This is a genomic window from Pelomonas lactea (assembly GCF_043555885.1).
GTDB lineage: Bacteria > Pseudomonadota > Gammaproteobacteria > Burkholderiales > Burkholderiaceae_C > Pelomonas > Pelomonas lactea.
Map to the genome: position 1 here is coordinate 384,046 of NZ_JBIGHX010000001.1, position 22,964 is coordinate 407,009.

Below are 22,964 nucleotides of genomic sequence, written 5' to 3' on the forward strand. Positions count from 1 at the left end.
TCCAGCAAAAGCGCTAGCCGCGGGGCGCGCGCCGCCAGTTCGCCACCACCGTCGCCACGCCGCCGGCCACGACGCCCCAGAACGCGGCGCCTATGCCCAGCAGGCTCAGGCCCGACAGGCAGACGAGGAAGGTCAGCAGCGCCGCATCGCGGTGCGCCTCGTCCTTCAGCGCCGCGGCCAGCGCACCGGCGATGGTGCCCAGCAGCGCCAGGCCGGCAATGGCCTTCACGAGTTCGGGCGGGAAGGCCGCCAGCAGCAGCGCCACGGCGCCGCCGGCCAGGCCCAGCAGCACGTAGAACAGGCCGGCCGCGATGGCCGCCGTGTAGCGCCGCGCCGGGTCCTCATGCGCCTCGCGGCCCATGCAGATGGCCGCCGTGATGGCGGCGAGGTTGAGCGCATAGCCGCCGAAAGGCGCCAGCAGCGTGGTGGCCGCGCCGGTGACGGCAATCGATGCGGACACCGGCGTCTGGTAGCCGCTCGCGCGCTGGGCCGCCACGCCGGACAGGTTCTGCGAGGCCATCGTGACGATGAACAGCGGCAGCGCGACGCCGATGGCGGCATGCCAAGTGAACGTGGGCGAGGTCCACACCGGCAGCGCCCACAGCTGCGACGTGTCCAGCCCCGCGAAGCTGAGCCGTCCCTCGCCCAGCGCATAGGCCACGCCCACCAGCAGCACACCGGGCACCGCGTAGCGTGGCCACCAGCGCCGGCCCAGCAGGTAGGCGGCGGCCATCACGAGCACGAGGCCGGGGTCGGTCTTCACGCTGCCCACGGCATCCAGCCCGAAGCGCGCCAGCACGCCGGCCAGCAGCGCGGACGCAATCGCCACCGGGATGCGGTCCATCAGCTTCTCGAACCAGCCGCTGGCGCCGGCCCAGACCATCAGCAGCCCGCAGACGATGAAGGCGCCGATGGCCTCGGGCATCTCCACGCCGGACGTGGACGCCAGCAGCGCCGCGCCGGGGGTGGACCAGGCCGTCAGCACCGGCTGGCGCGTCCACAGGCTCAAGGCCAGGCTGGTCAGCCCCATGCCCAGGCCCAGCGCCCACAGCCACGAGGCCGTCTGCGCCGGCGTGGCGCCCAAGGCGACGGTGGCCTGGAAGATGATGGCGACGGAACTGGTGTAGCCCACCAGCACGGCAACGAAGCCGGCGACGACGGTGGAGGGGGAGAAGTCTTGCAGCAGGCGGCGCATGCCGGCCAGCATAGCGGCGGGGTCAGCGCGAGCGCCGGCCGTGCCCCCACAGCAGCAGCGCGCCCACGGCCAGCACCACCACGCCGACGACCGCGCCGGCCTTCACGTAGACGACGCTGGACCACAGCACGTAGGCACTCGTGCCGGCGAACAGCAGCGGCAGCCACGGGTACAGCGGCACGCGCACGGGGCGCGGCTGGTCGGGCTCGCGCCGGCGCAGCACGATGACGGCCAGCGCGCTCAGCGTCATGAAGAACCAGTACACCGGCGACAGGTAGTCCACCATCGTCGAGAAGCCGCCGCGCGTGAACGCGCCGAAGGCCACCAGCGTCAGCGCCACGCCGGCCGTGGCCAGCACGGCGCCGGTGGGCGTGCCGCGAGCATGGTTCCAGCGGGCGAGGTGCCATTCGGTGGCCAGGTCGCGCGCGGCGGCGTAGGTGGTGCGCGGGCCGGCGATCAGCAGCGCGTTCATCACCGACAGCGCGGTCAGCGTGACGACGCCCACCATCAGCAGCTCCGCGCCGCGGCCGAAGGCGATGCGCATCAGGTCGGCCGCGGGCGCGTCGCTGGCGGCCAGGCCGGCCACGCCCAGCACGCGCAGGTAGGCCCAGTTGGCCAGCAGGTACAGGCCCATCACCAGCGCCAGGCCCAGCAGCAGCGCGCGCTGGATGCCGCGCTGCGGGTCGCGCATCTCGGCGGACAGCGTGGCTGCGTCGCTCCAGCCGCCGTAGGCCAGGAACACGAACACCAGCGCCAGCCCCCAGTCCGTGCCCGGCACGGCCGGCGGCGGCGTGGCGGGCGCGTGGCCGGCCAGCACCTGCGCGCCGGCGCCCAGCCCCAGCAGCACCAGGCCCAGCAGCACGGCGGCGCTCAGGCCCAGCTGCGTGCCCAGGCCCACGCGCACGCCCAGCAGGTTCAGCGCGGTGAGGCCCACGATGAGCCCGGCCGCCATCAGCGCACTGGCATGCGGGCCCAGCCACGGTGTCAGGTCCACCACCTGCGCGAGGTAGTCGCCGAACACGAAGCCCAGCAGCGCCATGGAGCCCGTGTGGATGACGGCGAAGCGCGACCACGCGAACAGGAAGCCCAGCCGGTGGCCGTAGGCGCGGCGCAGGAAGTGGTAGTCGCCGCCGGTGTCGGGGAAGGCCGCGGCCAGCTCGGCGAAGCACAGGCCGCCGATGAGCGACAGCACGCCGCCCAGCGCCCAGGCCAGCAGCAGCTGCGTCGGGTCGCCCAGCGCCTGGGCGGCCATGGGTGAGGTCTTGAAGATGCCGGCGCCGATGACCATGCCCACGCACAGCGCACCGGCATGCCGCACATCGAGGCGGCGTTCGGGCTGGGCGTGGGCGGTGGCGGTCATGGGCGGCGGCGCGTGGCGAAGCCGGCGATGCTAGCGGCGCGCCGCCCGGCATGTGCATATGCGCAACTTGTCTGAAGCGCCGGGGCCGACTGGCCCTAGGCTCTCTGCCCCGTTCCGCTGTACCGCTGCCCGCATGCCCACCCTCCGCCTCATCGCCCTCGCCGCCTCGCAGGCCCTGCTCGCCAGCGCCGCCTTCGCCCAGGCCACGCCCACCGCGCTGGACGCCGTCGTCGTGACCGGCACCCGCGCCAAGGACCGCACGCTGGCCGACACCGCCGTGCCGGTGGACGTGCTGAGCCGCGACGACGTGCTGCGCGCCGCCGGTGCCGACGGCAACCTCGCCGCGGCGCTGCAGGCGCTGCTGCCGTCGTTCAACTTCCCGCGCCAGTCCAACTCCGGCGGCGGCGACCATGTGCGCGCCGCGCAGCTGCGCGGCCTGTCGCCCGACCAGGTGCTGGTGCTCGTCAACGGCAAGCGCCGCCACACGTCGGCCGTCGTGAACCTGGAGTCCAAGACCGGCAAGGGCACCAACCCGGTGGACTTCAACACCATCCCGCTGTCGGCCGTGGCGCGCATCGAGGTGCTGCGCGACGGCGCCGGCGCGCAGTACGGCTCGGACGCGATCGCCGGCGTCGTCAACATCATCCTGGACGAGCGCAAGGCGGGCGGCGAGCTGACCACCGAGCTGGGCGCCTTCCACACAAAGTTCGAGCCCATCGGCCGCACGCTGACCGACGGGCAGACGCAGTCCGCCCGCGTCGCGCAGGGCTGGGCGCTGGGCGGCAACGGCTTCCTGCGCGCCGGCCTCGAAGGCCTGCACCGCAACGCCACCAACCGCGCCGGCCTGGACGAGCTGCCGCCGTGGGACGACCAGAGCGCCGCCAACCTCGCCACCGTCGGCCAGCGCAACTACGCGCCCGGCGAGCCGCAAACCCACCAGTGGCAGGCCTGGTTCAACGGCGCGGCGGATGTGGCGCCCGGCACGCGCGCCTATGCCTTCGGCACCTGGCAGCAGCGCCGCTCGCTGGGCGCGGCCTATTTCCGCTACCCGGACAGCGGGGCCAACGTGAAGACGGTCTACCCCGACGGCTACCGCCCGCAGACCACTGGCGACAACCGCGACCTGCAGCTGGTGGCCGGCCTGAAGACGAGCTGGGCCGACTGGGACGTGGACGTGGCGCTGAACCACGGCCGCAACGATTTCGACTACGGCGTGCGCCGCACGATCAACGCGTCGCTGGGCGCCGCCAGCCCGCGCGAGTTCCACCTGGCCGACTTCGGCAGCCGGCTCACCGGCATCACGCTGGACCTGAGCCGCGAGATCAACGTCGCCGGCCTCGCCCGGCCGCTGACGCTGGCCGCGGGGCTGGACCTGCGCCGCGATGGCTTCGTGACCGGCGCGGGCGACGCGGCGTCGTACGCGGTCGGCACGTTCGACGCGCCGGCCGGCGCGCAGGCCGGCCCGGGCCTGCAGGCCGGCGACGCGACGACACGCCACCGCAACGTGGCCGGCGCGTACCTGGACCTCAGCGCCGACCTGACGCGCGACTGGCAGGCCAACCTCGCGCTGCGGCACGACCACTACAGCGACTTCGGCGGCGCAACGACCGCCAAGCTCTCCACGCGGCTCGCGCTGGACCGCACGCTGGCACTGCGCGGCGCGGTGTCGAGCAACTTCCGCGCGCCGTCGCTGGCGCAGCAGGGCTTCGCGTTCACGGTGACCGACCGCGGCGACGGCGGCACGCTGAGCCAGGTGCGCACGCTGCCGGTGGACCACGCAGTAGCCCGCTACCTCGGCGCGCAGGACCTGAAGGCCGAGACCTCGCGCAACGCCAGCGTCGGCCTGAGCTGGCAACCGAGCAAGGCGTGGTCCACCACGCTGGACGCCTACGCCATCCGCGTGAAGAACCGCATCACACTGTCGCAGCGCATCAGCCGCGACGGCCTGGCCGCCGAGCTGGCCACCAAGTTCGGCACCACGGGCATCGACGGCGTCAACTTCTTCACCAACGCGCTGGACACGCGCACCCGCGGCGCCGACCTTGTCACCCAGTGGCGCGGCGCCGCGCTGGGCGGCGAGCTGAGCCTGGGCTGGACGGCTTCCGTCAACCGCACCACGGTGCGCGGCGGCGGCAGCGTGGGGCTGGAGGAGATCAACACGCTGACCGACGCGTCGCCGCGCCAGCGCCACATCCTCACGGCGAACTGGCAGGGCGGCCTCTGGGCCGTGCAGGCCCGCGCCACGCGCCACGGCAGCACCACGCGGGTGTTCGACTTCGGCGACGGCTTCGTGCCCACGCAGACCTACGCGGCCGTCTGGCAGCTGGACCTGGAAGGCCAGGTGCAGGTCACGAAGGCGCTGGCGCTGAGCCTGGGCGCCATCAACGCGACGGACAAGTACCCGACGCGCTCCATCGCCGACATCAGCTACTTCGGCAACTTCCCGTACGACGTGCTGTCGCCGGTGGGCTTCAACGGTGCGTACTACTACGCCCGCGCGCGGTTGAGCTTCTAACGCGCGCGCGTCGACGAGTCCCGCACGACCAGCTCGTGCGGCAGCACCTTGTGCAGCTCGGTCTCGTCGACCGGTGCGTTCGGGTCGGCCTTGTGGCCGAACACCAGCATCTCGACGGCCGTGCGCGCCATCTCGGCGACCGGCTGGCGCACGGTGGTCAGCGGCGGCCACACCAGCGCGGCGGTGGGCGAATCGTCGAAGCCGACGACCGACAGCTCGCCCGGCACCGACAGGCCCAGCCGCTGCGCGGCGGCCAGCACGCCCAGCGCCATGTCGTCGTTGGACGCGAACACGGCCGTGGGCCGCTGGCGGCGGCTGAGCAGCTGGTGGGCGGCGTCGCGGCCGCTCTGGAACGTGAACGCGCCGGGCTGCACCAGCTCGGGATCCAGCTCGACGTCATGGCTGCGCAGCGCGTGCGTGAAGCCCTCGAAGCGCGCGGCGCTGGCGGACTGGTCCGGCGGCCCCTTGATGAAGGCGATGCGCCGGTGCCCTAGGCTGAGCAGCAGGTTGGTGATCTCCTCGGCCGCGTGGACGTCGTCCATGCGCACGGAGGGCACGCCGCGGATGTCGCGCTCCGGGGACATCAGCACGCAGGGCGTGCCGCTCTCGCGCAGCGCGGCAAGCACCTCGGGGTTGTCGCACAGCGGCGGCGTCAGGATCATGCCGTCGGGCCGCAGCGCCATCACCATGCGGTCGATCTGCTGGCGCAGGTCGGGCGCATCGTTGTGCAGCGACTCGACGACGAGGTGATACCCCAGCTCGCGGCAGCGCAGCGTGGCGCCCTGCTGCACGCTGCCGACGAACAGCGCGCTGGGGTCGTAATAGAGCAGGCCGATCAGGAACGACCGCCCTCCCGCGAGGCTGCGCGCCGACTGCTTGGGCCGGTAGCGCAGTGCCTCCACCACCTTGAGCACCTGATCGCGGGTGCTTTCATGCACACCGGGCTCATGGTTGAGCACGCGCGACACGGTCTTGATCGACACGCCCGCCTCGCGGGCGACGTCGACGATGGTGGGGCTGCCGCCGCGCGTGGTCATGGTGCCCCTCGTCCAACGACTACGTTGGCCGGTCCCCCGAGGGGACGGCGATGCTCGCGGGGTGTGCCCCGCTCGCACATCGCCAGACGGGCCGGCTTGGGAGCGGCCCGGCGCTCGGCCCAACGGTCGCTCCACATGCGCGTCACCTTACTTCTTCTTGGCCTTGGCGGCCGGCTTGGCTGCGGGCTTGGCGGCCGGCTTGGCAGCGGCCTTCTTGGCAGCGGCCTTGGGGTCCACGGCGGCCTTGAAGCCGGCGCCCGGGGTGAACTTGGGCAGCTTGGCGGCGGCGATCTTGATCTTGGCGCCGGTGCTGGGGTTCACGCCGTTGCGGGCAGCGCGGGCATGCTGCTTGAAGGAGCCGAAGCCGGGGATCGACACCGCGCCGCCCTTCTTGACGGTGGTGACGACGGCGTCCAGCAGCGTCTCGAGGATGCGGCCGGCTTCGGCCTTGCTCAGCTCGTGCTTGGCGGCCAGGTGTTCGATCAGATCGGTCTTGTTCATGCGGGGGGTCTCGTTCAAAAGCGCGCCCGAACGACTCGGGCGGGCGCGATTGTGGCGCATACAGTCGGGGCAGAGCCCAGTGTTCATCGCCAATGCCTCCGCCCGTGCACTTTGCCTCGCTGCTGGACGCCCTGCCGCAACAGGTCTGGAAAGCCGATGCGCAGGGACGCCTGCTGTGGATGAACGCGCGCCTGGCCGAGGCACTGAACCGCCCCGCGCTGCCGCTGCCGCTCGCGGGCTGCCTGCACGAGGACGACCGCGCTGCGTTCACCGCCGCCTGGGCCGCGGCGCAGCAGACGGGCCGCTTCGAGATGGAGTACCGGCTGGGCCACACCTGGGTGCGCGCGCAGGCGCAGCGCCTGCCGGACTCGCCGCTGTGGCTGGGCACGCACATCGATGTGGCGGCGCAGCGCGCGGCCGAGCTGCGGCTGAACGAGGCCGACGCCGTCTGGAAGCTGGCGCTGGAGAGCAGCGGCGACGGCGTGTGGGACTGGCATGTGCAGGCCGGCGTCGAATATTTTTCCGATCGTTACCTGCGGCTGTACGGTTTCGAGCCCGGCGACGTGGAGGCCACGCCCGAGGCCTTCGATGCGCGCACCCACCCCGACGACCTGGCGCAGATGGCGCGCGACCGCGAAGACCATTTCGCCGGCCGCACGCCCGTCTACCGCAACGAGCACCGCGTGCAGGCCAAGGACGGCACGTGGAAATGGGTGCTGAGCCGCGGCATGGTCATCACTCGCGACACGGACGGCCGGCCGCTGCGCATGGTGGGCACGCACACCGACATCACCGACCGCAAGCGCCAGGAGGCGCTGGTGTGGCAGCAGGCCCGCGTCGACACGCTGACCGGCCTGCCCAACCGCCGCTCGCTGCGCGAGCGCATCGAGCGCGCGCTGGCGCAGCGCTCGCTGCGCGGCGGGGAGCTGGCCGTCATGTTCGTGGACCTGGACCACTTCAAGGAGGTCAACGACTCGCTGGGCCACGACGCGGGCGACGCACTGTTGATACAGGTCGCCCAGCGGTTGCAGGGCTGCGTGCCGGGGGGCGGCGTCGTGGCGCGCATGGGCGGCGACGAATTCACCGTGCTGCTGACCGCGGCCGATGCCGGCATCGAGGCGCAGCGCGTGGGCCATGAGCTGCTGCAGACGCTGTCGGAAGCCTTCGAGGTGGCGGGCGAGCGGGTGTACGTGTCGGCCAGCGTGGGCGTGAGCCTGTCACCGCGCGACGGGCTGGAGATCGAGGCGCTGTTCAAGCACGCCGACCTGGCGCTGTACGAGGCCAAGGGCGCGGGCCGCAACCGCATGAGCCTGTTCACGCCGGCACTGCACGAGGCGGCGCAGCGGCGCGCGCGACTGGCAACCGAGTTGCGCGAGGCGCTGCGGCTGGCGCAGTTCAGCCTGGTCTACCAGCCCATGCTGTCTCTGCGCGACCCGGCCGCGCCGCCGCGCAAGGCCGAGGCGCTGCTGCGCTGGCGGCATCCGCAGCTGGGCGATGTGAGCCCCGTGCAGTTCATCCCCATTGCCGAGGCCACCGGCCTCATCGTCGACATCGGCGACTGGGTGTTCCGCGAGGCCGCGGCCCGGGCGCAGGCCTGGCGCGCGGCGGGGCAGACGGGCTTCCAGATCAGCATCAACAAGTCGCCGGTGCAGTTCCTCGGCGAACGCAGCCACCGCGTGCAGCCGGACTGGGCCCGCCACCTGCGCGACATGGGCCTGAACGGCGACGCGCTGGCGGTGGAGATCACCGAAGGCCTGCTGCTGGAACGCGACGAAGCCGTCGCCAGCCGGCTGCGCGCGCTGCGCGCCGCCGGGCTGTCGATCTCGCTGGACGACTTCGGCACGGGCTACTCGTCACTGAGCTATCTGCAGCACCACGAGATCGACACGGTGAAGATCGACCGCAGCTTCGTCGCCGGGCTGGCGGATGGCGGCAAGGCGCTGGCACTGTGCCGGGCCATCGTGACGATGGCGCATGAGCTGGGCATGGAGGTGGTCGCCGAAGGGGTGGAGACCGAGGCGCAGATGCTTGCTTTGAGAGCGATGGGGTGTGATTGGGGGCAGGGGTGGTGGTTTGGGAAGGGAGTCAGTGCTGCAGAGTTTGAGGAGCGCTGGTTCGGCGCTCCCGCCGCGGATTCGGTTGCCGCCGCCACACGCTGAACGGCCCATCGAGGGCCATTCAGCGGGGACTCGGTCACCTCCGGCGACCCCGGCGGCCGGCACCGCGCCAAGGGCGCGTCGCCTTCGTCGAGGCGTCGGACAAGCCACCGGCTTGTCCTCGGTCCTCGTCGACACGCCTTTCGAGTCCTCTCCTGGGCACCAAAAAGCAAAAAGGCCAGCACTTTCGTGCTGGCCTTTTGTCTTTTTGTTTTGGTGCCCAGGAGAGGACTCGAACCTCCACGGAGTTACCCGCTAGTACCTGAAACTAGTGCGTCTACCAATTCCGCCACCTGGGCTTTCAGGAGCCTCGCAGTATAGCCTGGTTTTTCAGGCTTGCGAAGAACTTCTTCAAATATCGAACTTCACACCCTGCGCCAGCGGCAGTTCGCTGGAGTAGTTCACCGTGTTGGTGGTGCGGCGCATGTAGGCCTTCCAGGCGTCAGAGCCACTCTCGCGGCCACCGCCGGTTTCCTTCTCGCCGCCGAAGGCACCGCCGATCTCGGCACCGGACGTGCCGATGTTGACGTTGGCAATGCCGCAGTCGCTGCCCGACGCGCTCATGAAGGCCTCGGCCTCGCGGATGTCGGTCGTGAAGATGGCGCTCGACAGGCCTTGCGGCACGCCGTTCTGCAGCGCGATGGCCTCGTCCAGCGTCTTGTACTTCAGCGTGTACAGGATGGGCGCGAAGGTCTCGTGGCACACCACCTCGGTTTGCGACGGCATGCGCACCAGCGCGGGCACGGCGTAGTAGGCCTCGGGGAAGCGGTCGGCCAGCGCACGCTCGCCACCGGACACCGTGCCGCCTTGCTCGCGCGCGGCGCTGAGGGCGAACTGCATCGCGTCAAAAGCCTGCGCGTCGATCAGCGGGCCAATCAGCGTGCCGGCTTCCACCGGCGAGCCGATGGGCAGCTGGGCGCGGGCGCGGTCCAGGCGCTCGACCAGCGCATCGTGGATGCTTTCGTGCGCGATGACGCGGCGGGTCGTCGTGCAACGCTGGCCGGCCGTACCGTAGGCGCCGAACAGGATGCCGCGCACGGCCAGTTCGAGGTCAGCGCTGGGCGTGACGATGATGGCGTTGTTGCCACCCAGTTCCAGCAGGCAGCGGCCGAAGCGCGCGGCGACGCGCGGGCCGACGGCGCGGCCCATGCGGGTGGAGCCGGTGGCGGAGACCAGCGCCACGCGGGCGTCGTCCACCATGGCCTCGCCCACGTCGGCGCGGCCGATGACGAGTTCGGACAGGCCGTCCGGCGCGGCATGGCCGGCGGCGCGGTAGGCCTTCACGGCGCGCTCGAACAAGGCCTGGGTGGCCAGCGCGGTCAGCGGCGTCTTCTCGGACGGCTTCCACACGCAGGCGTCACCGGCCACCAGGGCCAGGGCCGAGTTCCAGGCCCACACGGCCACGGGGAAGTTGAAGGCCGAGATGATGCCCACCACACCCAGGGGCAGCCACTGCTCCATCATGCGGTGGCCCGGGCGCTCGCTGGCGATGGTCAGGCCATGCAGCTGGCGCGACAGACCGACGGCGAACTCGCAGATGTCGATCATTTCCTGGACTTCGCCCAGGCCTTCGCTCGTCACCTTGCCGGCTTCGAGGGACACCAGCTGCGCGAGTTGCGCCTTGTGGGCGCGCAGCTCTTCACCGAACAGGCGCACGAGCTCGCCGCGCTTCGGGGCGGGCACGACGCGCCAGGCTTTGAAGGCCTCGTGCGCGCGGCCGACGGCGGCTTGCATTTCGGCGGTGCTGGCCGTGGGCAGTTGGGCGAGCACGCTGCCATCGATGGGCGAGCGCACGGTCAGGTCACCCGCGGGCGGGAGGTGGACGCCCAGGGCGTCGAGAACGGAATGGGCTTGTTGCTTCATGGTCCGCATTCTGCTCAGGAGATGGACTCGACCTGACGGCTTTGCTGGTAGGCCGAGCCGAAACGGTTGGCCAGGAAGTCGGGCAGTGCCACCTGTTCCTGGCGCACGAAGCCCTTCTGCGGCAGCTTGCCTTCGCGGAACAGGTCCACCGCGGCGCAGATGCCGGCGGCGGTGGTGATCTGGATGGCCGACAGCGGCTGGACGCCGTCACGCGTGGCGAAGATCTTGCGGGCGAACACTTCCTGCAGCAGCACGCCGTTCTTCATGCCCGACACGGTTACGAAAACCAGCACCACGTCCTGCATGGTGGCCGGCATGCTCTTGCGCATGATGGCCTTCAGGTTCTCCTGGTCACCCTTCAGGCCCAGGTCGCCCAGCAGGAACTGCATCAGGTCGCGGTGGCCGGGGTAGCGCACGGTCTTGTAGTCGAGGTTGCGCACCTTGCCCGCCCAGGTTTCGCACAGCGTGCCCAGGCCGCCGGAGGTGTTGAAAGCCTCGTACTCGGTGCCGTCCAGGCTGAAGTGCTCCAGGCCCTCCAGCGGCAGCGCGGCGATGGTGTCGCCCTCGTGGATGGCTTCGCAGGGGTGGCAGTACTCGTTGATCAGGCCGTCGACCGACCAGGTCAGGTTGTACTTCAGCGCGTTGGTCGGGAAGGCGGGCAGCGCGCCGACGCGCATCTGCACGTCGCGCACGGTGTCGAAGCCGCTGGCCAGGTGGTGGGCGACGATGCCGATGAAGCCGGGGGCCAGGCCGCACTGGGGCATGAACGCGGTGCGGGCGCCTTCGGCCATCTGCTTGATGGCCTTGGTGGCGGCCACGTCTTCGGTCAGGTCGAAGTAGTGGCAGCCGCATTCCAGCGCCAGCTCGGCCGCAGTGATGGCCAGGTGGTAGGGCAGCGCGTTGACGACGGCGTCCTTGCCGCGCAGTTGGGCGGCCAGCGCGCCGCGGTTGTCGCTGTCGACCTCGGCCGTGGCGATGCCCTCGTCGGCCAGCACCTTCAGGTAGCCGGCGTTCTTGTCGAGCACGGTGACCTGGTAGTCGCCGGTGGCGTGCAGCAGGCGGGCGATGGTCTGGCCGATGTGGCCGGCGCCGAGCAGGGCGATCTTCATGAGGGGCTCCAGGCTGTGTTTGCGTTGGGCCGCACTCTAGGCAGAGGCGATGACGAAAGAAAGCGATGTTTCGACGAAAGCAATTGCGGATTCGTCGAATCGACGGGATGATTCGCCGTTATGGATGAAACACGGGTAAATCCGCCCTCCTCGACCGACGACCTGGACCGCCGGCTGATCCTGCTGCTGCAGGCCAATGCACGCGACAGCACGGCCACGCTGGCGCGCAAGCTGGGCGTGGCGCGCACCACCGTCGTCGCGCGGCTGGCGCGGCTGGAGGCCAGCGGGCGCGTCGTGGGCTACACGGCGCGGCTGGGGGGCGACGAAGCCGGGCGCAGCGTGCAGGCCTTCGTCGGCATCACTGTCAGCCCCAAGGCCGGGCGCGAGGTCGTGAAGCGCTTATCAGAACTGCCGGAGCTGCGCCAGCTCGCCAGCGTGAGCGGTGAGTTCGACTACATGGCGCTGCTGCGCGCCGACACTACGGCCCGGCTCGACGCGCTGCTCGACGAGATCGGCGACATCGACGGCGTGCTGCGCACCAACAGTTCGGTGGTCCTCGCGCTGCGCGTGGACCGACAGACCTAGCCTCACGGAGATTCCCGACATGACCTGGTTGGCCCTCGGCCTCGCCCTCTTCCTCGGCATCCACCTGACCCGCGCCGTTGCGCCGCGCTGGCGCGAGGCCCGCATCGCCCGGCTGGGCGCGATGGGCTGGAAGGGCTTCTACACGGTGGTTTCGCTGACCGGCTTCGTGCTGATCCTGTGGGGCTACTCGCTGGCGCGCCAGCAGCCCGTCGTGCTGTGGCCGGCCATCCGCGGCATGAACCACGGCGCCGCGGCGCTAATGCTGGTGGCCATGGTGCTGATGGCCGCGGCCTACGTGCCGCGCAACCACTTCAAGGCCAAGCTGCAGCACCCGATGACGCTGTCGGTGAAGGTCTGGGCCTTCGCCCACCTGATCGCCAACAACACGCTGGCCGACGTGATGCTGTTCGGCAGCTTCCTGGTCTGGTCCATCCTCGTGTTCCGCGCCGCGCGCCGCCGGCCGGCGCCGGCCACCGCGACACCGACCGTGGCGGGCAGCGCGGCCACTGTCGTCGCGGGTGCGGCGCTGTGGGCCTTCTTCGCGTTCTGGGCACACGCGGCCTGGCTGGGCATCGCGCCGCTGGGCTGACGTCCTTCAACATGGGGATCGCCGGGGCAGGCGAGCTTGTTCGCGCCTGCGCCGGCGGGTCATCATCCGCCGATCACAGGAGATGACCATGGCCACCAAGACCCGCAAGCCTGCAGCCCCCGCGAAGACCGCCGCCAAGAAGCCGGCCGCGAACACCGCCCCCACCCCCAAGCTCGACGCCCGCCCCGACCGGCTGGACCTGCGCGACCTCATGTACCGCGCGCCGCTGCGCTCGCTGCCCGCGCGCTGGCCGCTGGACGCCGACCTGAAGAAGCTGCTGCCGGCCTACGTCAAGTCGGGCCGCATCCTCAACCAGGGCAACGAGGGCGCCTGCACCGGCTTCGGCCTGGCCTGCGTGACCAACTACCTGTACTGGCTGCGTCATCTCGGCGCGCCGCGCAGCCAGATGCCCGACCCGGTCAGCCCGCGCATGTTCTACGAGCTGGCCAAGCTCTACGACGAGTGGCCCGGCCAGGACTACGAAGGCTCCTCCTGCCGTGGCGCGCTCAAGGGCTGGCACAAGCACGGCGTGTGCTCGTCCACGCTGTGGCCCTACCCGCTGGACGACAACGGCGCCGGCGTCTTCCAGCGGCCCCTCGCCGGCTGGGATGAGGACGCCACGCGCCGCCCGCTGGGCGTGTACTACCGCGTCGAGAAGAAGAGCGTCGTCGACATGCAATCGGCCATCTACGAGATCGGTGCCGTCTACGTGTCGGCCGATGTGCACGACGGCTGGGCGCTGGACCCGGCTCCCCTGCCCGCCAGCCACGACAAGCTGCCCCGCATCGCCGGCATGACGCAGAAGACCGGCGGCCACGCGTTCGCGCTGGTCGGATTCAACGAGCGCGGCTTCGTCGTGCAGAACAGCTGGGGCACCGGCTGGGGTGCCAGCGGCTTCGCCGTGCTGCCGTATGAAGACTGGGTGACCAACGGCACCGACGCCTGGGCCGTGGCCCTGGGCGTGCCGCAGGACCTGTCGGACCTGACCTCGCGCCCGGCCCCGCCCGCCAAGGGCACGCGCGGCGCCAAGGCCGCCGCCCGTGCCGCGGCCAGCGGCTTCCGCGTGATGGCCGGCCGCGGCCTGGCCGATGTAGCCGGCACGCTGTGCCAGGGCGACAACCCGCGCGACGACCCCTGGCCCGTCAACCACACGTTCACGCACAAGCCCTACCAGCCGCTGCGCACCGACGAGGCCTACACGCACACGCTGGTGTCGGGCAACGACGGGCAGTTGATGTCCACCGACTTCACGCGCGCCCGCAACGACCGCACAGGCCTGGCCCGCGAGATCGTCGTCGAGCGCCCGACCGCCTGGTTCAAGGGCAGCAAGGACAAGACCGTCAAGCTGGCCCTCTACGCCCACGGCGGGCTGAATTCCGAGCTGGCCTCCATCCAGCGCATCCGCGTGCTGGCACCCTACTTCCTCGCCAACGGCATCTACCCGCTGTTCTTCACGTGGAAGACCGGCCCGGTGGAGACGCTGAAGGACATGCTGGAGGACCTGAAGCACCGCGTCATCGCCGGCGACCGCAGCGAGGGCTGGCTGGACCGCCTGCGCGAGGCCGCCGCCGAGGCCAAGGACCGCGCCATCGAGGCCGTGGGCCGCCAGTTCGCGCGCGGTATCTGGAGCGAGATGCGCGAGAACGCCGCCGGCGGCGCCACCGACGACCACGTGCTGGACCTGGCCGCCGACATGCTGCGCGAGCTTCGCGACACGCTGGCCAAGAGCGGCAAGACGCTGGAGATCCACCTCATCGGCCACTCCGCCGGCTCCATCCTGCTGGGCCACCTGCTGGGCCGCCTGGCCGGGCCGGCGCCGGTGCAGGCGGCCAGCTGCGAGCTGTACGCCGCGGCCTGCTCCAGCGGCTTTGCCGTGCAGCACTATGGCGCCGCGCACCAGGCCGGCGTGCTGTCGCTGCAATCCCTGCGGCTGCATGTGCTGACCGACGCCAACGAGCGCGCCGACGGCCTGCCCGACGCCGAGCGCGACATCTACGGCAAGTCGCTGCTGTACCTCGTGTCGCGCGCGCTGGACGACATCCGCAAGCAGCCGCTGCTGGGCATGGAGCGGGCGCTGGTGCCGGCAGACCCGATATGGTCCGGCGACCAGTGGGCCACGCAGGCACAGCAGGACGTCCGGGCCTGGCTCAAGCTGTGGCCGGCCGGCGCGCTGCTGAACCGCGTGACGACGCCCAAGGTGCGCACGACCAAGACCGGCGACCAGATCGCCGCCAGCCACGGCAGCTTCGACAACAACATCGATGTGCTGACCGGCACGCTGGAGCGCATCCGCGGCGGCGCGCTGGTGGCGCCGATGGAGTGGCTGGACTATTGAAGTTATCGGCATACTGCGCGGCCATGCATTACCGCCCGTTTAGCGCCAATTTGCTGCGGATGGCCGCCCTCGCGGCCGCACTGCTCGTCAGCGGCTGCAGCAGCGTCGACAAGCCCGCCGCGCCCGAGCCCGAGTTCGTCGTGCACGAGAACCTGCTCGCGGCCGGCCGGGTCGACGCGCAGGCGCTGGCCCGCATGACGGCGCACGTGGGGCCGGACGGCCAGATCGTCTACCTGCACATGGCCCTGTGCTGCGACCAGTTCAACAAGGCCTACGACGCCGACGGCCGCTACCTGTGCGCGCCGTCCGGCGGTTTCACGGGCCAGGGCGACGGCCGCTGCCCGGCGTGGATCCGCCAGTTGCGGCTGCGCCCGCCGGACACGGCCGCCAGCAACCCCTGGCGCGTGCGGGACACGCTGTAGCGGGACAATCCGGGCCATGAAATACCTGCACACCATGGTCCGCGTCCATGACCTGGACGCCTCGATGAAGTTCTACCGCGACGCCCTCGGGCTGGTGGAGGTCAAGCGCTCCGAACACGAGGCCGGCCGCTTCACGCTGGTCTACCTGGCCGCCCCGGGCGACGAGGACGCCCAGGTCGAGCTGACCTACAACTGGCCCGACGCCGACGGCAACGCGGAGGTCTACACCGGCGGCCGCAACTTCGGCCACCTGGCCTACGCGGTGGACGACATCTACGCCGCCTGCCAGAAGTTCGTCGACCACGGCGTGCTCATCAACCGCCCGCCGCGCGACGGCCGCATGGCCTTCGTGCGCTCGCCCGACGGCATCTCCATCGAGCTGCTGCAGCGCGGCCCCGCGCTGGCACCGGCCGAGCCGTGGGCGTCGATGCCCAACACGGGCAGCTGGTAAGTCACAACGCGAGGGTGTCGGCCCAGATGTTCTCGGCCCAGTCCAGCGCGAACGCGGCCTCCTGAACACTGGCCGCCGCCGACACGCCGCCCGCGCCGGGCACCGGCTTCATCGTCTTCTCGGCGGCGTCGTACTGGTGCACCGACGCCACGTGCATGGCCTCGGTCGGCGTCGTGAAGCTGTAGCAGGTGTTCATCACCACGGGCGCCGGGTTCACCGCCTCGCCCCTCAGCAGCGCCAGCACGGCCGCCGCGGCCACCTTGGCCTGCTGGTTGGCGAGGTGGCCCGACTTGGGCATGCCGGGCGCGGACATCAGCGCGTCGCCCACCACGTGCACGCCCGGTGCCACCTGCGCCTGCATCGTCAGCCAGTCCACGCCCACCCAGCGGCGGTTCACGTTGGCAAAGTCCCGGGCCAGGTCGCCCGCGCGCTGCGGCGGGATCAGGTTCAGCACGTCGGCCTTCACATCCTCGAACTCGAAGCGCGCGACGTCGCCGGCCACTTCCTTCAACTCGGCATTGGGCCGGTACTCCAGCACGCCGGCATGGGCTTGGGCGAATGCGCGCTCGAACAGCGCCTTCTTGCTCTGCACCTCGGGGTTGGCGTCCAGCACCAGCAGCTTGGCCCGCGGCTTGGCCCGGCGCAGGAAGGACGCGATCAAGCAGGCGCGCTCGTACGGCCCGGGCGGGCAGCGGTACGGCGCCTTGGGGATGCTCATCAGCACGACGCCGCCGTCCGGCAGGTCGGCCAGCTGGCGGCGCAGCGCCAGCGTCTGCGCGCCGGCCTGCCACGCATGCACGGCGCGGCCGCTGTCGTAGGCGGCGGCGAGGCCGGGGATGCCATCCAGCGTGAAGCCGATGCCGGGGGCGAGGATGAGGCGGTCCCAGCCCAGCGTGTCGCCGCCGGCCAGCCGCACGGTCTTGCCCACGGGGTCGATGGCGACGACGTCGCCGCGCACGCGCTGCACGCCCTGCGCCTCCAGGCCCGCGTAGCCGTAGGCGATGCTGAGCGGCTCGCGCACGCCGGCGATGACGAGGTTGGACATCGGGCAGGAGATGAAGCCCTCACGACGCTCCACCAGCATCACGTCGACATCGGCGCCGCCCCACAGCTTCAGGTAGCGCGCGGCCGTCGCACCGCCGAAGCCGCCGCCCACGACGACGACGCGGCCCAGCCGCGCGGTTCTGCGGGTCGTTGCGCAACCGGCCAGCGCGAGGCCGCCGGCGGCAACCAGCTGACGGCGCCCGATCATGGCCTGGCCTGCGCGGCGGGCAGTGACGAGAAATAGGCCGCCACGAGGCGCAGCTGCTCCTCGGTGTAGCCCTTGGCGATCTGCGGCATCACGGTGCCCGGCTGGCGGCCGCTGCGGTAGTCGGCCAGCAGCTCCAGCATCACGTCGGCCTTCATGCCGGCCAGCGGCGGCATGGCCGTGCCGCGCGGCCGGCCGTGCGTGCCGTGGCAGCTGGCGCAGGTGGCGGCCAGCTGCCGGCCGGCGTTCAGGTCCTGCGCCAGCGCTGGCGCACACAGCAGCAGCAACCACCAGGCCTTCATGCCCGCACTCCTTCAGAGTTTGTGGGACCGGTCTCCGCGCTCGAATCCCACGGCGTCGAACGGCGCATTCAGCGGCGCGAAGCCCACCACCTTGAACAGCTCGCCCATCTCGTGCTCGGCCAGCAGCCGGTGCGCCATCGCGCGCTCGCCGAGGCTGGCGCCCTGCAGCAGCTCGGCGATGCCGCAGTTGAGCAGGAAGTTGGCCTGGCTGGTGTAGCCCAGCACGACGAGGCCGGCGTCCTGCCCGGCCAGCGCGATGCCGGTGAAGTTGACGTGCGCCGTGATGTCCTTGTCGCCCACGGCCACCAGCGGGTCGGCGTCGGCCAGGTGGCCCTGGTGGCACATCAGCGTGCCGCCGCGGCGCTGCGGGTGGTAGTACTCGGCCTCGGGGAAACCGTAGTCGATGAAGAAGGCTGCGCCGCGCCGCAGCTTGCGCGCCAGCGTGCGCATGAAGGCCTCGGCCTGCGGGTGGATCTCGGTGACGGTGTCGGGCACGAAGCCGCCGTGCCCCGATTCCTGCAGCGGCGGGCGCAGCATGCTGTCGCGGTCCGCGAACGCGAAGCCCTCGCCGGCCACGACGACGCCGCGCTCGCGCCAGGTCTGGCCGTCGAACGCGATCAGCTGCACGGGCATGGCGTCCAGCACCTCGTTGCCGACGACGACCGCGTCGATGTGCTCGGGCAGCGCGTCCAGCCACTCGACGCGGTCGCCCCAAGCGGCCAGCCGCTCGCGCTGGCGCTCGCGCAGCTCGGCCGACAGCTCGACGATGCGGTAGCGCAGCAGGCCGGCGCCCAGCGCGTCCAGCTCGGCGATCAGGTGCGCGGCCAGCGCCCCGGAGCCGGCGCCGAACTCCATCACGTCGGTGCAGCCGCTGGCGCGCAGCGCCTGCGCGACCTGGCGGGCCAGCGCGCGGCCGAACAGCGGCGACATCTCGGGCGCGGTGACGAAGTCCGAACCCTGCGACGGCAGCATGCCGAACTTGCGCCGGCCGCCGGTGTAGTAGCCCAGGCCCGGCTCGTACAGGGCCATGGCCATGAAGCGGTCGAACGGCAGCCAGCCGCCGGCGCCAGCGATGGACTGGCGGATCAGCGCGGTCAGGGGCGAGGAGAGGTCAGGCGCGGACATGGGCCATTCTCGCCGGCCGCCTCAGCGCGCCCTGACCCAGGCCTCGAAATCACCGGCCGACATCGGCGCGCCGACCAGCTCGCCCTGGAACTGCTGGCAGCCCCAGGCGGCCAGCAGCTGCCACTGCGCGGCACTGCGCACGCCTTCGGCGGTGACGGTCAGGCCCAGGCCCACGGCCATCTGGACGATGGCGCGCGTGATGGCCTGCGCGCCGACGTCGTCGGGCAGGCGGGCGGTGAAGCTCTGGTCGATCTTCAGCTTGTCCAGCGGGAGCTCGGTCAGGTGGGCCAGCGACGTGTAGCCGGTGCCGAAATCGTCCACCGACACGGTCAGGCCCATGGCGCGCAGCTGCGCCAGCGTGGCGGGCGCGTGCTCGATGTCCTCGATGAGCATGCGCTCGGTCAGCTCCAGCTCCAGCCACTGGCCCTTGGCGCCGGACTCCTCCAGCACTCGCTTCACGGTGTCGGCAAAGCCGTCCAGGTTGAACTGCATGCGCGACAGGTTGATGGCGATGCGCATGGGCCCGTGGCCCTGCGTGATGCCCTGCTCGCGCCAGCGCCGCGCCGTGGCGGCCGCCTCGCGCATGACCCACTCGCCCAGCGCCAGCATCAGGCGGTGGCGCTCGGCGACGAAGATGAACGCGTCGGGGCTGAGCAGCCCGCGCTGCGGGTGGCGCCAGCGCAGCAGCGCCTCGGCGCCGGAGAGCTGGCCCGTCGTCGCCTCCACCTGCGGCTGGAAGAACAGCTCGAACTCGTTGCGCGTCAGGCCCTGAGCCAGCTCGTCCTCCAGCACGAGGTCGGCATAGGCCGTCTCAGCCAGCGCCGGCTCGAAGAACTGGTAGGTCGCGCGGCCACGCGCCTTGGCCCGGTACATCGCCGTGTCGGCATGCTGGATGAGCTCGTCCGCATGGCGGCCGTCGTCGGGGAACACGGCTACGCCGATGGACGGCGTGACGGACAGCGCCCGGCCATCGGCCTTCACCGGCACCTCGACGACGGACAGCAGCGCCTCCAGCACGACGATGATGTCGGCGCGGCTGGCCAGGTCGGTCAGCAGCACAACGAACTCATCGCCGCCGAAACGACCCACGAGGTCGCTGCCGCGCAGCGCGCCGACGAGGCGTTCGGACACCGTCGTCAGCACCTGATCACCTTCGAGGTGACCCAGCGAGTCGTTGACGCGCTTGAAGTTGTCCAGGTCGACAAACAGCAGCGCCAGCAACTCGCCGCGGCGTTCGGCGCGCTTCAGGAAGCCGCCCATGCGCTCCATGAAGGCCGCGCGGTTGAGCAGGCCTGTCAGCGCGTCGTGGTGGGCCAGGTACTGGATGCGCGCCTCGCTGTCCAGCCGGTCGCTGATGTCGCGCACGACCGCCATGCGCAGCTTCTCGCCGTCATGCTCGATGGTGCGCATGATGAGCTCCACCGGGATGCGCGCGCCGTCGCGGTGCTTGATGGCCGTCTCGTAGCGCAGCTCCTGCGCCTGCAGCATCACCTCGCGCACCTTGGACAGCTCATCGTCGACCACGTACGACAGCACATGCTGGCCGATCAGCGCCTCCGCCGGCCAGCCCGTCATCGCGCACAGGCGCTGGTTCACATCGGTCATGAGGCCGTCACGGTGAAAGAGGATGCCCTCCACCGTCGCCTGCATGAACTTGTGCAGCCGCGCCTCCGACTCGCGCAGGCGCCGCTCGGCCAGGCGATGGCGCGTGATGTCATAGACCAGCACCCAGCTGCCCATCAGCACGCCGGCCTCGTCGAACTGCGGGATCAGGTGGATCTCCAGGCAGGCCCACTCGCCACCCGGCTGCACCAGCTCGCGCTCATAGACCACCGGCCGCAGCTCGCGCACCAGCTCATCCACCCAATGCCGTACCTGCTCGTACGCGGCCGCGCCGACGATCTCGCGGAAATGCAGGCCAATGATGGATGCCTGCGTCAGCCCGAAGGCCTCGGCATAGCCGCGGTTCGCGAACAGGCAGCGGTGATCCGCCGCGCCGTACAGCGCGATCCAGGCCGGCACGTGGTCGGCCAGCATGCGAAAACGCGCCGCGTCCAGCGCCTGGCGTTCGAGTTCGGCGTCGTTGCGCACGTTCACGCCGTCGTCCGCAGGGCCAGGCGCAGGTCGTCCCAGGCGCCGGCCTTGTCGGCCGGCGAGCGCAGCAGGTAGGCCGGCGGGTAGGTCACCACCACCGGCAGCCCTTGCCACCGGTGCACGCGGCCGCGCAGCCTGCCCAGCGGCTCGGCCAGGCCCGTGAGCCGGCGTGCGGCCTGCAGGCCCATGGCCAGCACGAGGCGGGGCCGCAGCAGTTCGACCTGGCGGGTCAGCACGGCCTCGCAGGCGTCCAGCTCGGCCGGCTGCGGCGCGCGGCCGCGCGGCGGGCGGCACTTGACGATGGGCGTCACGAAGGCCGTGGCGGCATCGCCCAGGCGCGAGTGGCCGGCGGCCAGCAGCATGCGGTCCAGCAGGCGGCCGGCGTCGCCGCCCAGCGCGTCGCCGGCCGCGTCGTCGGCCTCGTCCGGCGGGTCCATGACGACCAGCCACTGTGCCTGCTGCACGGCGCCGCTGCCATAGACGGCGTGGCGGCGCTGCTCGCACAGGCCGCAGGCGCGGCAGGTGGCGACGGCCTCGCGCAGCGCGGCACCGTCCAGGCCTGCGAAGCTCGCCGGCACGGGCGCGGCGACGCGGGGCGCGGCGGCAGCCACGGGCGCGGCCACCGGCGTCGGGGCACGCGCCACGGCCGGGACGGGTGCCGACGCAGGCGCAGGCGCCGCGGGGCGCTCCATGACGGCGACGTCGGCCACCGGCGCGGCGTCATCAGCGGTGGCCTCGGCGATGCGCGGCGGCAGCCGGAAGCCCATCTCGGCCAGCATGGCCCGTTGGCGCTCGTCCCACGTCATGCCGCCACCATCAGGCTCATCAGCACGGCGTCCTCGCGCGGCCCCTCGGTCACCGGGTAGTAGGCGCGGCGCTTGCCAACCTCGGCGAAACCGTAGCGGCGATAGACCTCGCGCGCCCGCGCGTTGCTGACGCGCACCTCCAGCCACAGCTGCGTGAGCCCGCGCTGACGGCAGGCGGCCACGAGGCGGTCCAGCATGACGACGGCCAGGCCGCGCCCCTGCCAGGCCGGCGCGACGGTGATGTTGAGCAGATGCAGCTCGTCCACGCCGGGCATCGCCACCCAGTAGCCCAACAGTTCCGAATGCCCCCAAGGCCGGGCTACGCCCGGCCCGCCCCCCAAGGGGGTCAAGCCCACTTGGGGCGGCCCGGCGTGGGCTTGAGCCCGCGGGCCGCGCAGCACCTCGGCCGGGTAGCCGGCGGCCAGCGAGTCGACGAAGTTGCCATGCGTCCACGGTACCGGGTAGGCCTGGCGCTCGATGGCCATGACCTCGGTCAGGTCGGGCACGCGCATACCGCCGGCCTCCCAGGGCGGCTGGGCCCGGTCCAGCTGGGCACTCATGACGCCAGGGCCTTCTGCTCGCGCTCGGCCGTCGTCAGCGCCACCTTGTCGCGCACATAGACGGGCAGCGCGTCCGCGGCGTCCAGCGTCTCGCCGCGCTGCCAGGCGGCCAGTGCCAGCGCACCCAGGGCGGCCGCCCGGGAGCGGGCCTGCGGCCACGCCCTCACCCCATCGGGCAGCGCGCCCAACGCGGCGGCGTACTCGGTCAGCGCCGTGCCGGCCACGGCGGCCGGCCGGCCCCAGTGGGCGGCCAGCGCGTCGGGCGCGTACAGCGCCGGCGCCTCGACCACCTGCCAGGCGCCGCGCTCCCAGTGATAGCGCGCCGCGTAGATCTCGCCGATGCGGGCGTCCATCGCCACCCAGACGTCGTCGCCGGCGCCCTGGGCGCGGGCGTCCTCGGCCACCAGCATCAGGCTGTCGACGGCCAGCACGGGCTTGCCCAGCCCGAAGGCCAGGCCCTGGGCGACGGCGCAGGCCGTGCGCAGGCCGGTGAAGGCGCCAGGGCCCTGGCCGAACGCGACCGCGTCCAGCTGTGCCATCGTCAGCCCGGCGCCGGCCAGCAGCGCCTGGATCTCGGGCAGCATGCGCGCCGAGGCCTGGGCACCGCCCGCCGCCTCGAACACCTCCGTCCGCCCCGGCGTCACAAGGGCCAGGGCCATCGTGTCGGTGGAGCTGTCGAGGGCGAGCAGATGGGGCATCGGGGCAGTTTA

At 71.7% G+C, this 22,964-nt stretch carries 20 protein-coding genes and 1 tRNA gene; 7 read left to right on the forward strand and 14 right to left on the reverse strand.

The annotated features are described in order from the left end of the window. Window positions 1-13: 13 nt before the first annotated feature. Together ACG04Q_RS01640 and ACG04Q_RS01645 are read right to left on the reverse strand one after the other, a co-directional pair. Complete coding sequence (locus ACG04Q_RS01640; protein ID WP_394509066.1) at window positions 14-1,195, reverse strand: benzoate/H(+) symporter BenE family transporter; 1,182 nt, start codon at window positions 1,193-1,195, stop codon at window positions 14-16. A gap of 22 nt (window positions 1,196-1,217) precedes the next feature. Next, window positions 1,218-2,555, reverse strand: coding sequence for an APC family permease (locus tag ACG04Q_RS01645; RefSeq protein ID WP_394509067.1), 1,338 nt, complete (start codon window positions 2,553-2,555; stop codon window positions 1,218-1,220). Window positions 2,556-2,688: 133 nt separating this feature from the next. On the opposite strand from ACG04Q_RS01645, the gene ACG04Q_RS01650 reads away from it, so the two are divergent. Then, a complete protein-coding gene (locus ACG04Q_RS01650) occupies window positions 2,689-5,070 on the forward strand; it encodes a TonB-dependent receptor plug domain-containing protein (RefSeq protein ID WP_394509068.1) in 2,382 nt (793 codons plus the stop codon). Here ACG04Q_RS01650 and ACG04Q_RS01655 read toward each other — a convergent pair. Together ACG04Q_RS01655 and ACG04Q_RS01660 are read right to left on the reverse strand one after the other, a co-directional pair. Continuing rightward, complete coding sequence (locus tag ACG04Q_RS01655) at window positions 5,067-6,107, reverse strand: LacI family DNA-binding transcriptional regulator (RefSeq protein ID WP_394509069.1); 1,041 nt, start codon at window positions 6,105-6,107, stop codon at window positions 5,067-5,069. The two genes, ACG04Q_RS01650 and ACG04Q_RS01655, sit on opposite strands and share 4 nt — an antisense overlap. 147 nt (window positions 6,108-6,254) lie before the next feature. Further along, window positions 6,255-6,608, reverse strand: coding sequence for an HU family DNA-binding protein (locus tag ACG04Q_RS01660; RefSeq protein ID WP_268168017.1), 354 nt, complete (start codon window positions 6,606-6,608; stop codon window positions 6,255-6,257). 104 nt (window positions 6,609-6,712) lie between these two features. Here ACG04Q_RS01660 and ACG04Q_RS01665 point away from each other — a divergent pair, with 104 nt between their 5' ends. After that, the gene (locus tag ACG04Q_RS01665; RefSeq protein ID WP_394509070.1) at window positions 6,713-8,767 is read left to right on the forward strand and encodes a putative bifunctional diguanylate cyclase/phosphodiesterase; all 2,055 of its coding nucleotides are present in this window, start codon (window positions 6,713-6,715) and stop codon (window positions 8,765-8,767) included. Window positions 8,768-8,978: 211 nt separating this feature from the next. Here the strand turns inward: ACG04Q_RS01665 and ACG04Q_RS01670 are convergent. The 3 genes from ACG04Q_RS01670 to ACG04Q_RS01680 all read right to left on the reverse strand — a co-directional run bounded on the left by ACG04Q_RS01670 (window position 8,979) and on the right by ACG04Q_RS01680 (window position 11,736). Beyond that, window positions 8,979-9,063 (reverse strand) — tRNA-Leu (locus ACG04Q_RS01670). A gap of 52 nt (window positions 9,064-9,115) precedes the next feature. Further along, entirely contained in the window at window positions 9,116-10,627 is a 1,512-nt protein-coding gene (amaB, locus tag ACG04Q_RS01675) for an L-piperidine-6-carboxylate dehydrogenase (protein WP_394509071.1), read from the reverse strand. Window positions 10,628-10,641: 14 nt separating this feature from the next. Further along, entirely contained in the window at window positions 10,642-11,736 is a 1,095-nt protein-coding gene (locus ACG04Q_RS01680) for a saccharopine dehydrogenase family protein (protein WP_394509072.1), read from the reverse strand. Window positions 11,737-11,856: 120 nt separating this feature from the next. On the opposite strand from ACG04Q_RS01680, the gene ACG04Q_RS01685 reads away from it, so the two are divergent. The 5 genes from ACG04Q_RS01685 to ACG04Q_RS01705 all read left to right on the forward strand — a co-directional run bounded on the left by ACG04Q_RS01685 (window position 11,857) and on the right by ACG04Q_RS01705 (window position 16,118). Beyond that, window positions 11,857-12,321 (forward strand): Lrp/AsnC family transcriptional regulator, encoded by a 465-nt coding sequence (locus tag ACG04Q_RS01685; protein ID WP_394509073.1) that lies wholly within the window; start codon window positions 11,857-11,859, stop codon window positions 12,319-12,321. A 19-nt stretch (window positions 12,322-12,340) separates the two neighbouring features. Beyond that, a complete protein-coding gene (locus ACG04Q_RS01690; RefSeq protein ID WP_394509074.1) occupies window positions 12,341-12,910 on the forward strand; it encodes an NnrU family protein in 570 nt (189 codons plus the stop codon). Between the two features lie 88 nt (window positions 12,911-12,998). Continuing rightward, on the forward strand, window positions 12,999-15,245 hold the full coding sequence (locus ACG04Q_RS01695; RefSeq protein ID WP_394509075.1) for a C1 family peptidase: 2,247 nt from the start codon (window positions 12,999-13,001) through the stop codon (window positions 15,243-15,245). Between the two features lie 59 nt (window positions 15,246-15,304). Next, entirely contained in the window at window positions 15,305-15,667 is a 363-nt protein-coding gene (locus ACG04Q_RS01700; RefSeq protein WP_394509076.1) for a DUF6970 domain-containing protein, read from the forward strand. A gap of 16 nt (window positions 15,668-15,683) precedes the next feature. Then, window positions 15,684-16,118 (forward strand): VOC family protein, encoded by a 435-nt coding sequence (locus tag ACG04Q_RS01705; RefSeq protein ID WP_394509077.1) that lies wholly within the window; start codon window positions 15,684-15,686, stop codon window positions 16,116-16,118. A 1-nt stretch (window position 16,119) separates the two neighbouring features. Here ACG04Q_RS01705 and ACG04Q_RS01710 read toward each other — a convergent pair whose 3' ends face one another. From ACG04Q_RS01710 to tsaB, 7 genes are read right to left on the reverse strand one after another with little or no spacing between them, the layout of a single operon-like run. Then, on the reverse strand, window positions 16,120-17,370 hold the full coding sequence (locus ACG04Q_RS01710; RefSeq protein WP_394509078.1) for an FCSD flavin-binding domain-containing protein: 1,251 nt from the start codon (window positions 17,368-17,370) through the stop codon (window positions 16,120-16,122). Then, the gene (locus ACG04Q_RS01715) at window positions 17,367-17,669 is read right to left on the reverse strand and encodes a c-type cytochrome (RefSeq protein ID WP_394509079.1); all 303 of its coding nucleotides are present in this window, start codon (window positions 17,667-17,669) and stop codon (window positions 17,367-17,369) included. The genes ACG04Q_RS01710 and ACG04Q_RS01715 overlap by 4 nt, the downstream gene beginning before the upstream one ends. 12 nt (window positions 17,670-17,681) lie before the next feature. Beyond that, window positions 17,682-18,794 carry a class I SAM-dependent methyltransferase gene (locus tag ACG04Q_RS01720; RefSeq protein WP_394509080.1) on the reverse strand — a complete coding sequence of 371 codons (1,113 nt, stop codon included), beginning with the start codon at window positions 18,792-18,794 and terminating at the stop codon, window positions 17,682-17,684. 21 nt (window positions 18,795-18,815) lie between these two features. After that, the gene (locus tag ACG04Q_RS01725; protein ID WP_394509081.1) at window positions 18,816-20,891 is read right to left on the reverse strand and encodes a putative bifunctional diguanylate cyclase/phosphodiesterase; all 2,076 of its coding nucleotides are present in this window, start codon (window positions 20,889-20,891) and stop codon (window positions 18,816-18,818) included. Beyond that, window positions 20,888-21,694, reverse strand: a complete 807-nt coding sequence (locus ACG04Q_RS01730) for a uracil-DNA glycosylase (RefSeq protein WP_394509082.1) — start codon at window positions 21,692-21,694, stop codon at window positions 20,888-20,890. Before ACG04Q_RS01730 ends, ACG04Q_RS01725 begins: the two co-directional genes overlap by 4 nt. Next, the gene (rimI, locus tag ACG04Q_RS01735) at window positions 21,691-22,254 is read right to left on the reverse strand and encodes a ribosomal protein S18-alanine N-acetyltransferase (RefSeq protein ID WP_394509083.1); all 564 of its coding nucleotides are present in this window, start codon (window positions 22,252-22,254) and stop codon (window positions 21,691-21,693) included. The genes ACG04Q_RS01730 and rimI overlap by 4 nt, the downstream gene beginning before the upstream one ends. Beyond that, window positions 22,251-22,952 carry a tRNA (adenosine(37)-N6)-threonylcarbamoyltransferase complex dimerization subunit type 1 TsaB gene (gene tsaB, locus ACG04Q_RS01740; RefSeq protein ID WP_394509084.1) on the reverse strand — a complete coding sequence of 234 codons (702 nt, stop codon included), beginning with the start codon at window positions 22,950-22,952 and terminating at the stop codon, window positions 22,251-22,253. The genes rimI and tsaB overlap by 4 nt, the downstream gene beginning before the upstream one ends. Between the last annotated feature and the right edge of the window lie 12 nt (window positions 22,953-22,964).

Bases quoted from the DNA above. Each gene is read 5' to 3' on its own strand.
- ACG04Q_RS01640 (WP_394509066.1), bottom strand. From the start codon at position 1,195: ATGCGCCGCCTGCTGCAAGACTTCTCCCCCTCCACCGTCGTCGCCGGC.
- ACG04Q_RS01645 (WP_394509067.1), bottom strand. From the start codon at position 2,555: ATGACCGCCACCGCCCACGCCCAGCCCGAACGCCGCCTCGATGTGCGG.
- ACG04Q_RS01650 (WP_394509068.1), top strand. From the start codon at position 2,689: ATGCCCACCCTCCGCCTCATCGCCCTCGCCGCCTCGCAGGCCCTGCTC.
- ACG04Q_RS01655 (WP_394509069.1), bottom strand. From the start codon at position 6,107: ATGACCACGCGCGGCGGCAGCCCCACCATCGTCGACGTCGCCCGCGAG.
- ACG04Q_RS01660 (WP_268168017.1), bottom strand. From the start codon at position 6,608: ATGAACAAGACCGATCTGATCGAACACCTGGCCGCCAAGCACGAGCTG.
- amaB (WP_394509071.1), bottom strand. From the start codon at position 10,627: ATGAAGCAACAAGCCCATTCCGTTCTCGACGCCCTGGGCGTCCACCTC.
- ACG04Q_RS01680 (WP_394509072.1), bottom strand. From the start codon at position 11,736: ATGAAGATCGCCCTGCTCGGCGCCGGCCACATCGGCCAGACCATCGCC.
- ACG04Q_RS01685 (WP_394509073.1), top strand. From the start codon at position 11,857: ATGGATGAAACACGGGTAAATCCGCCCTCCTCGACCGACGACCTGGAC.
- ACG04Q_RS01690 (WP_394509074.1), top strand. From the start codon at position 12,341: ATGACCTGGTTGGCCCTCGGCCTCGCCCTCTTCCTCGGCATCCACCTG.
- ACG04Q_RS01695 (WP_394509075.1), top strand. From the start codon at position 12,999: ATGGCCACCAAGACCCGCAAGCCTGCAGCCCCCGCGAAGACCGCCGCC.
- ACG04Q_RS01700 (WP_394509076.1), top strand. From the start codon at position 15,305: ATGGCCGCCCTCGCGGCCGCACTGCTCGTCAGCGGCTGCAGCAGCGTC.
- ACG04Q_RS01705 (WP_394509077.1), top strand. From the start codon at position 15,684: ATGAAATACCTGCACACCATGGTCCGCGTCCATGACCTGGACGCCTCG.
- ACG04Q_RS01710 (WP_394509078.1), bottom strand. From the start codon at position 17,370: ATGATCGGGCGCCGTCAGCTGGTTGCCGCCGGCGGCCTCGCGCTGGCC.
- ACG04Q_RS01715 (WP_394509079.1), bottom strand. From the start codon at position 17,669: ATGAAGGCCTGGTGGTTGCTGCTGCTGTGTGCGCCAGCGCTGGCGCAG.
- ACG04Q_RS01720 (WP_394509080.1), bottom strand. From the start codon at position 18,794: ATGTCCGCGCCTGACCTCTCCTCGCCCCTGACCGCGCTGATCCGCCAG.
- ACG04Q_RS01730 (WP_394509082.1), bottom strand. From the start codon at position 21,694: ATGACGTGGGACGAGCGCCAACGGGCCATGCTGGCCGAGATGGGCTTC.
- rimI (WP_394509083.1), bottom strand. From the start codon at position 22,254: ATGAGTGCCCAGCTGGACCGGGCCCAGCCGCCCTGGGAGGCCGGCGGT.
- tsaB (WP_394509084.1), bottom strand. From the start codon at position 22,952: ATGCCCCATCTGCTCGCCCTCGACAGCTCCACCGACACGATGGCCCTG.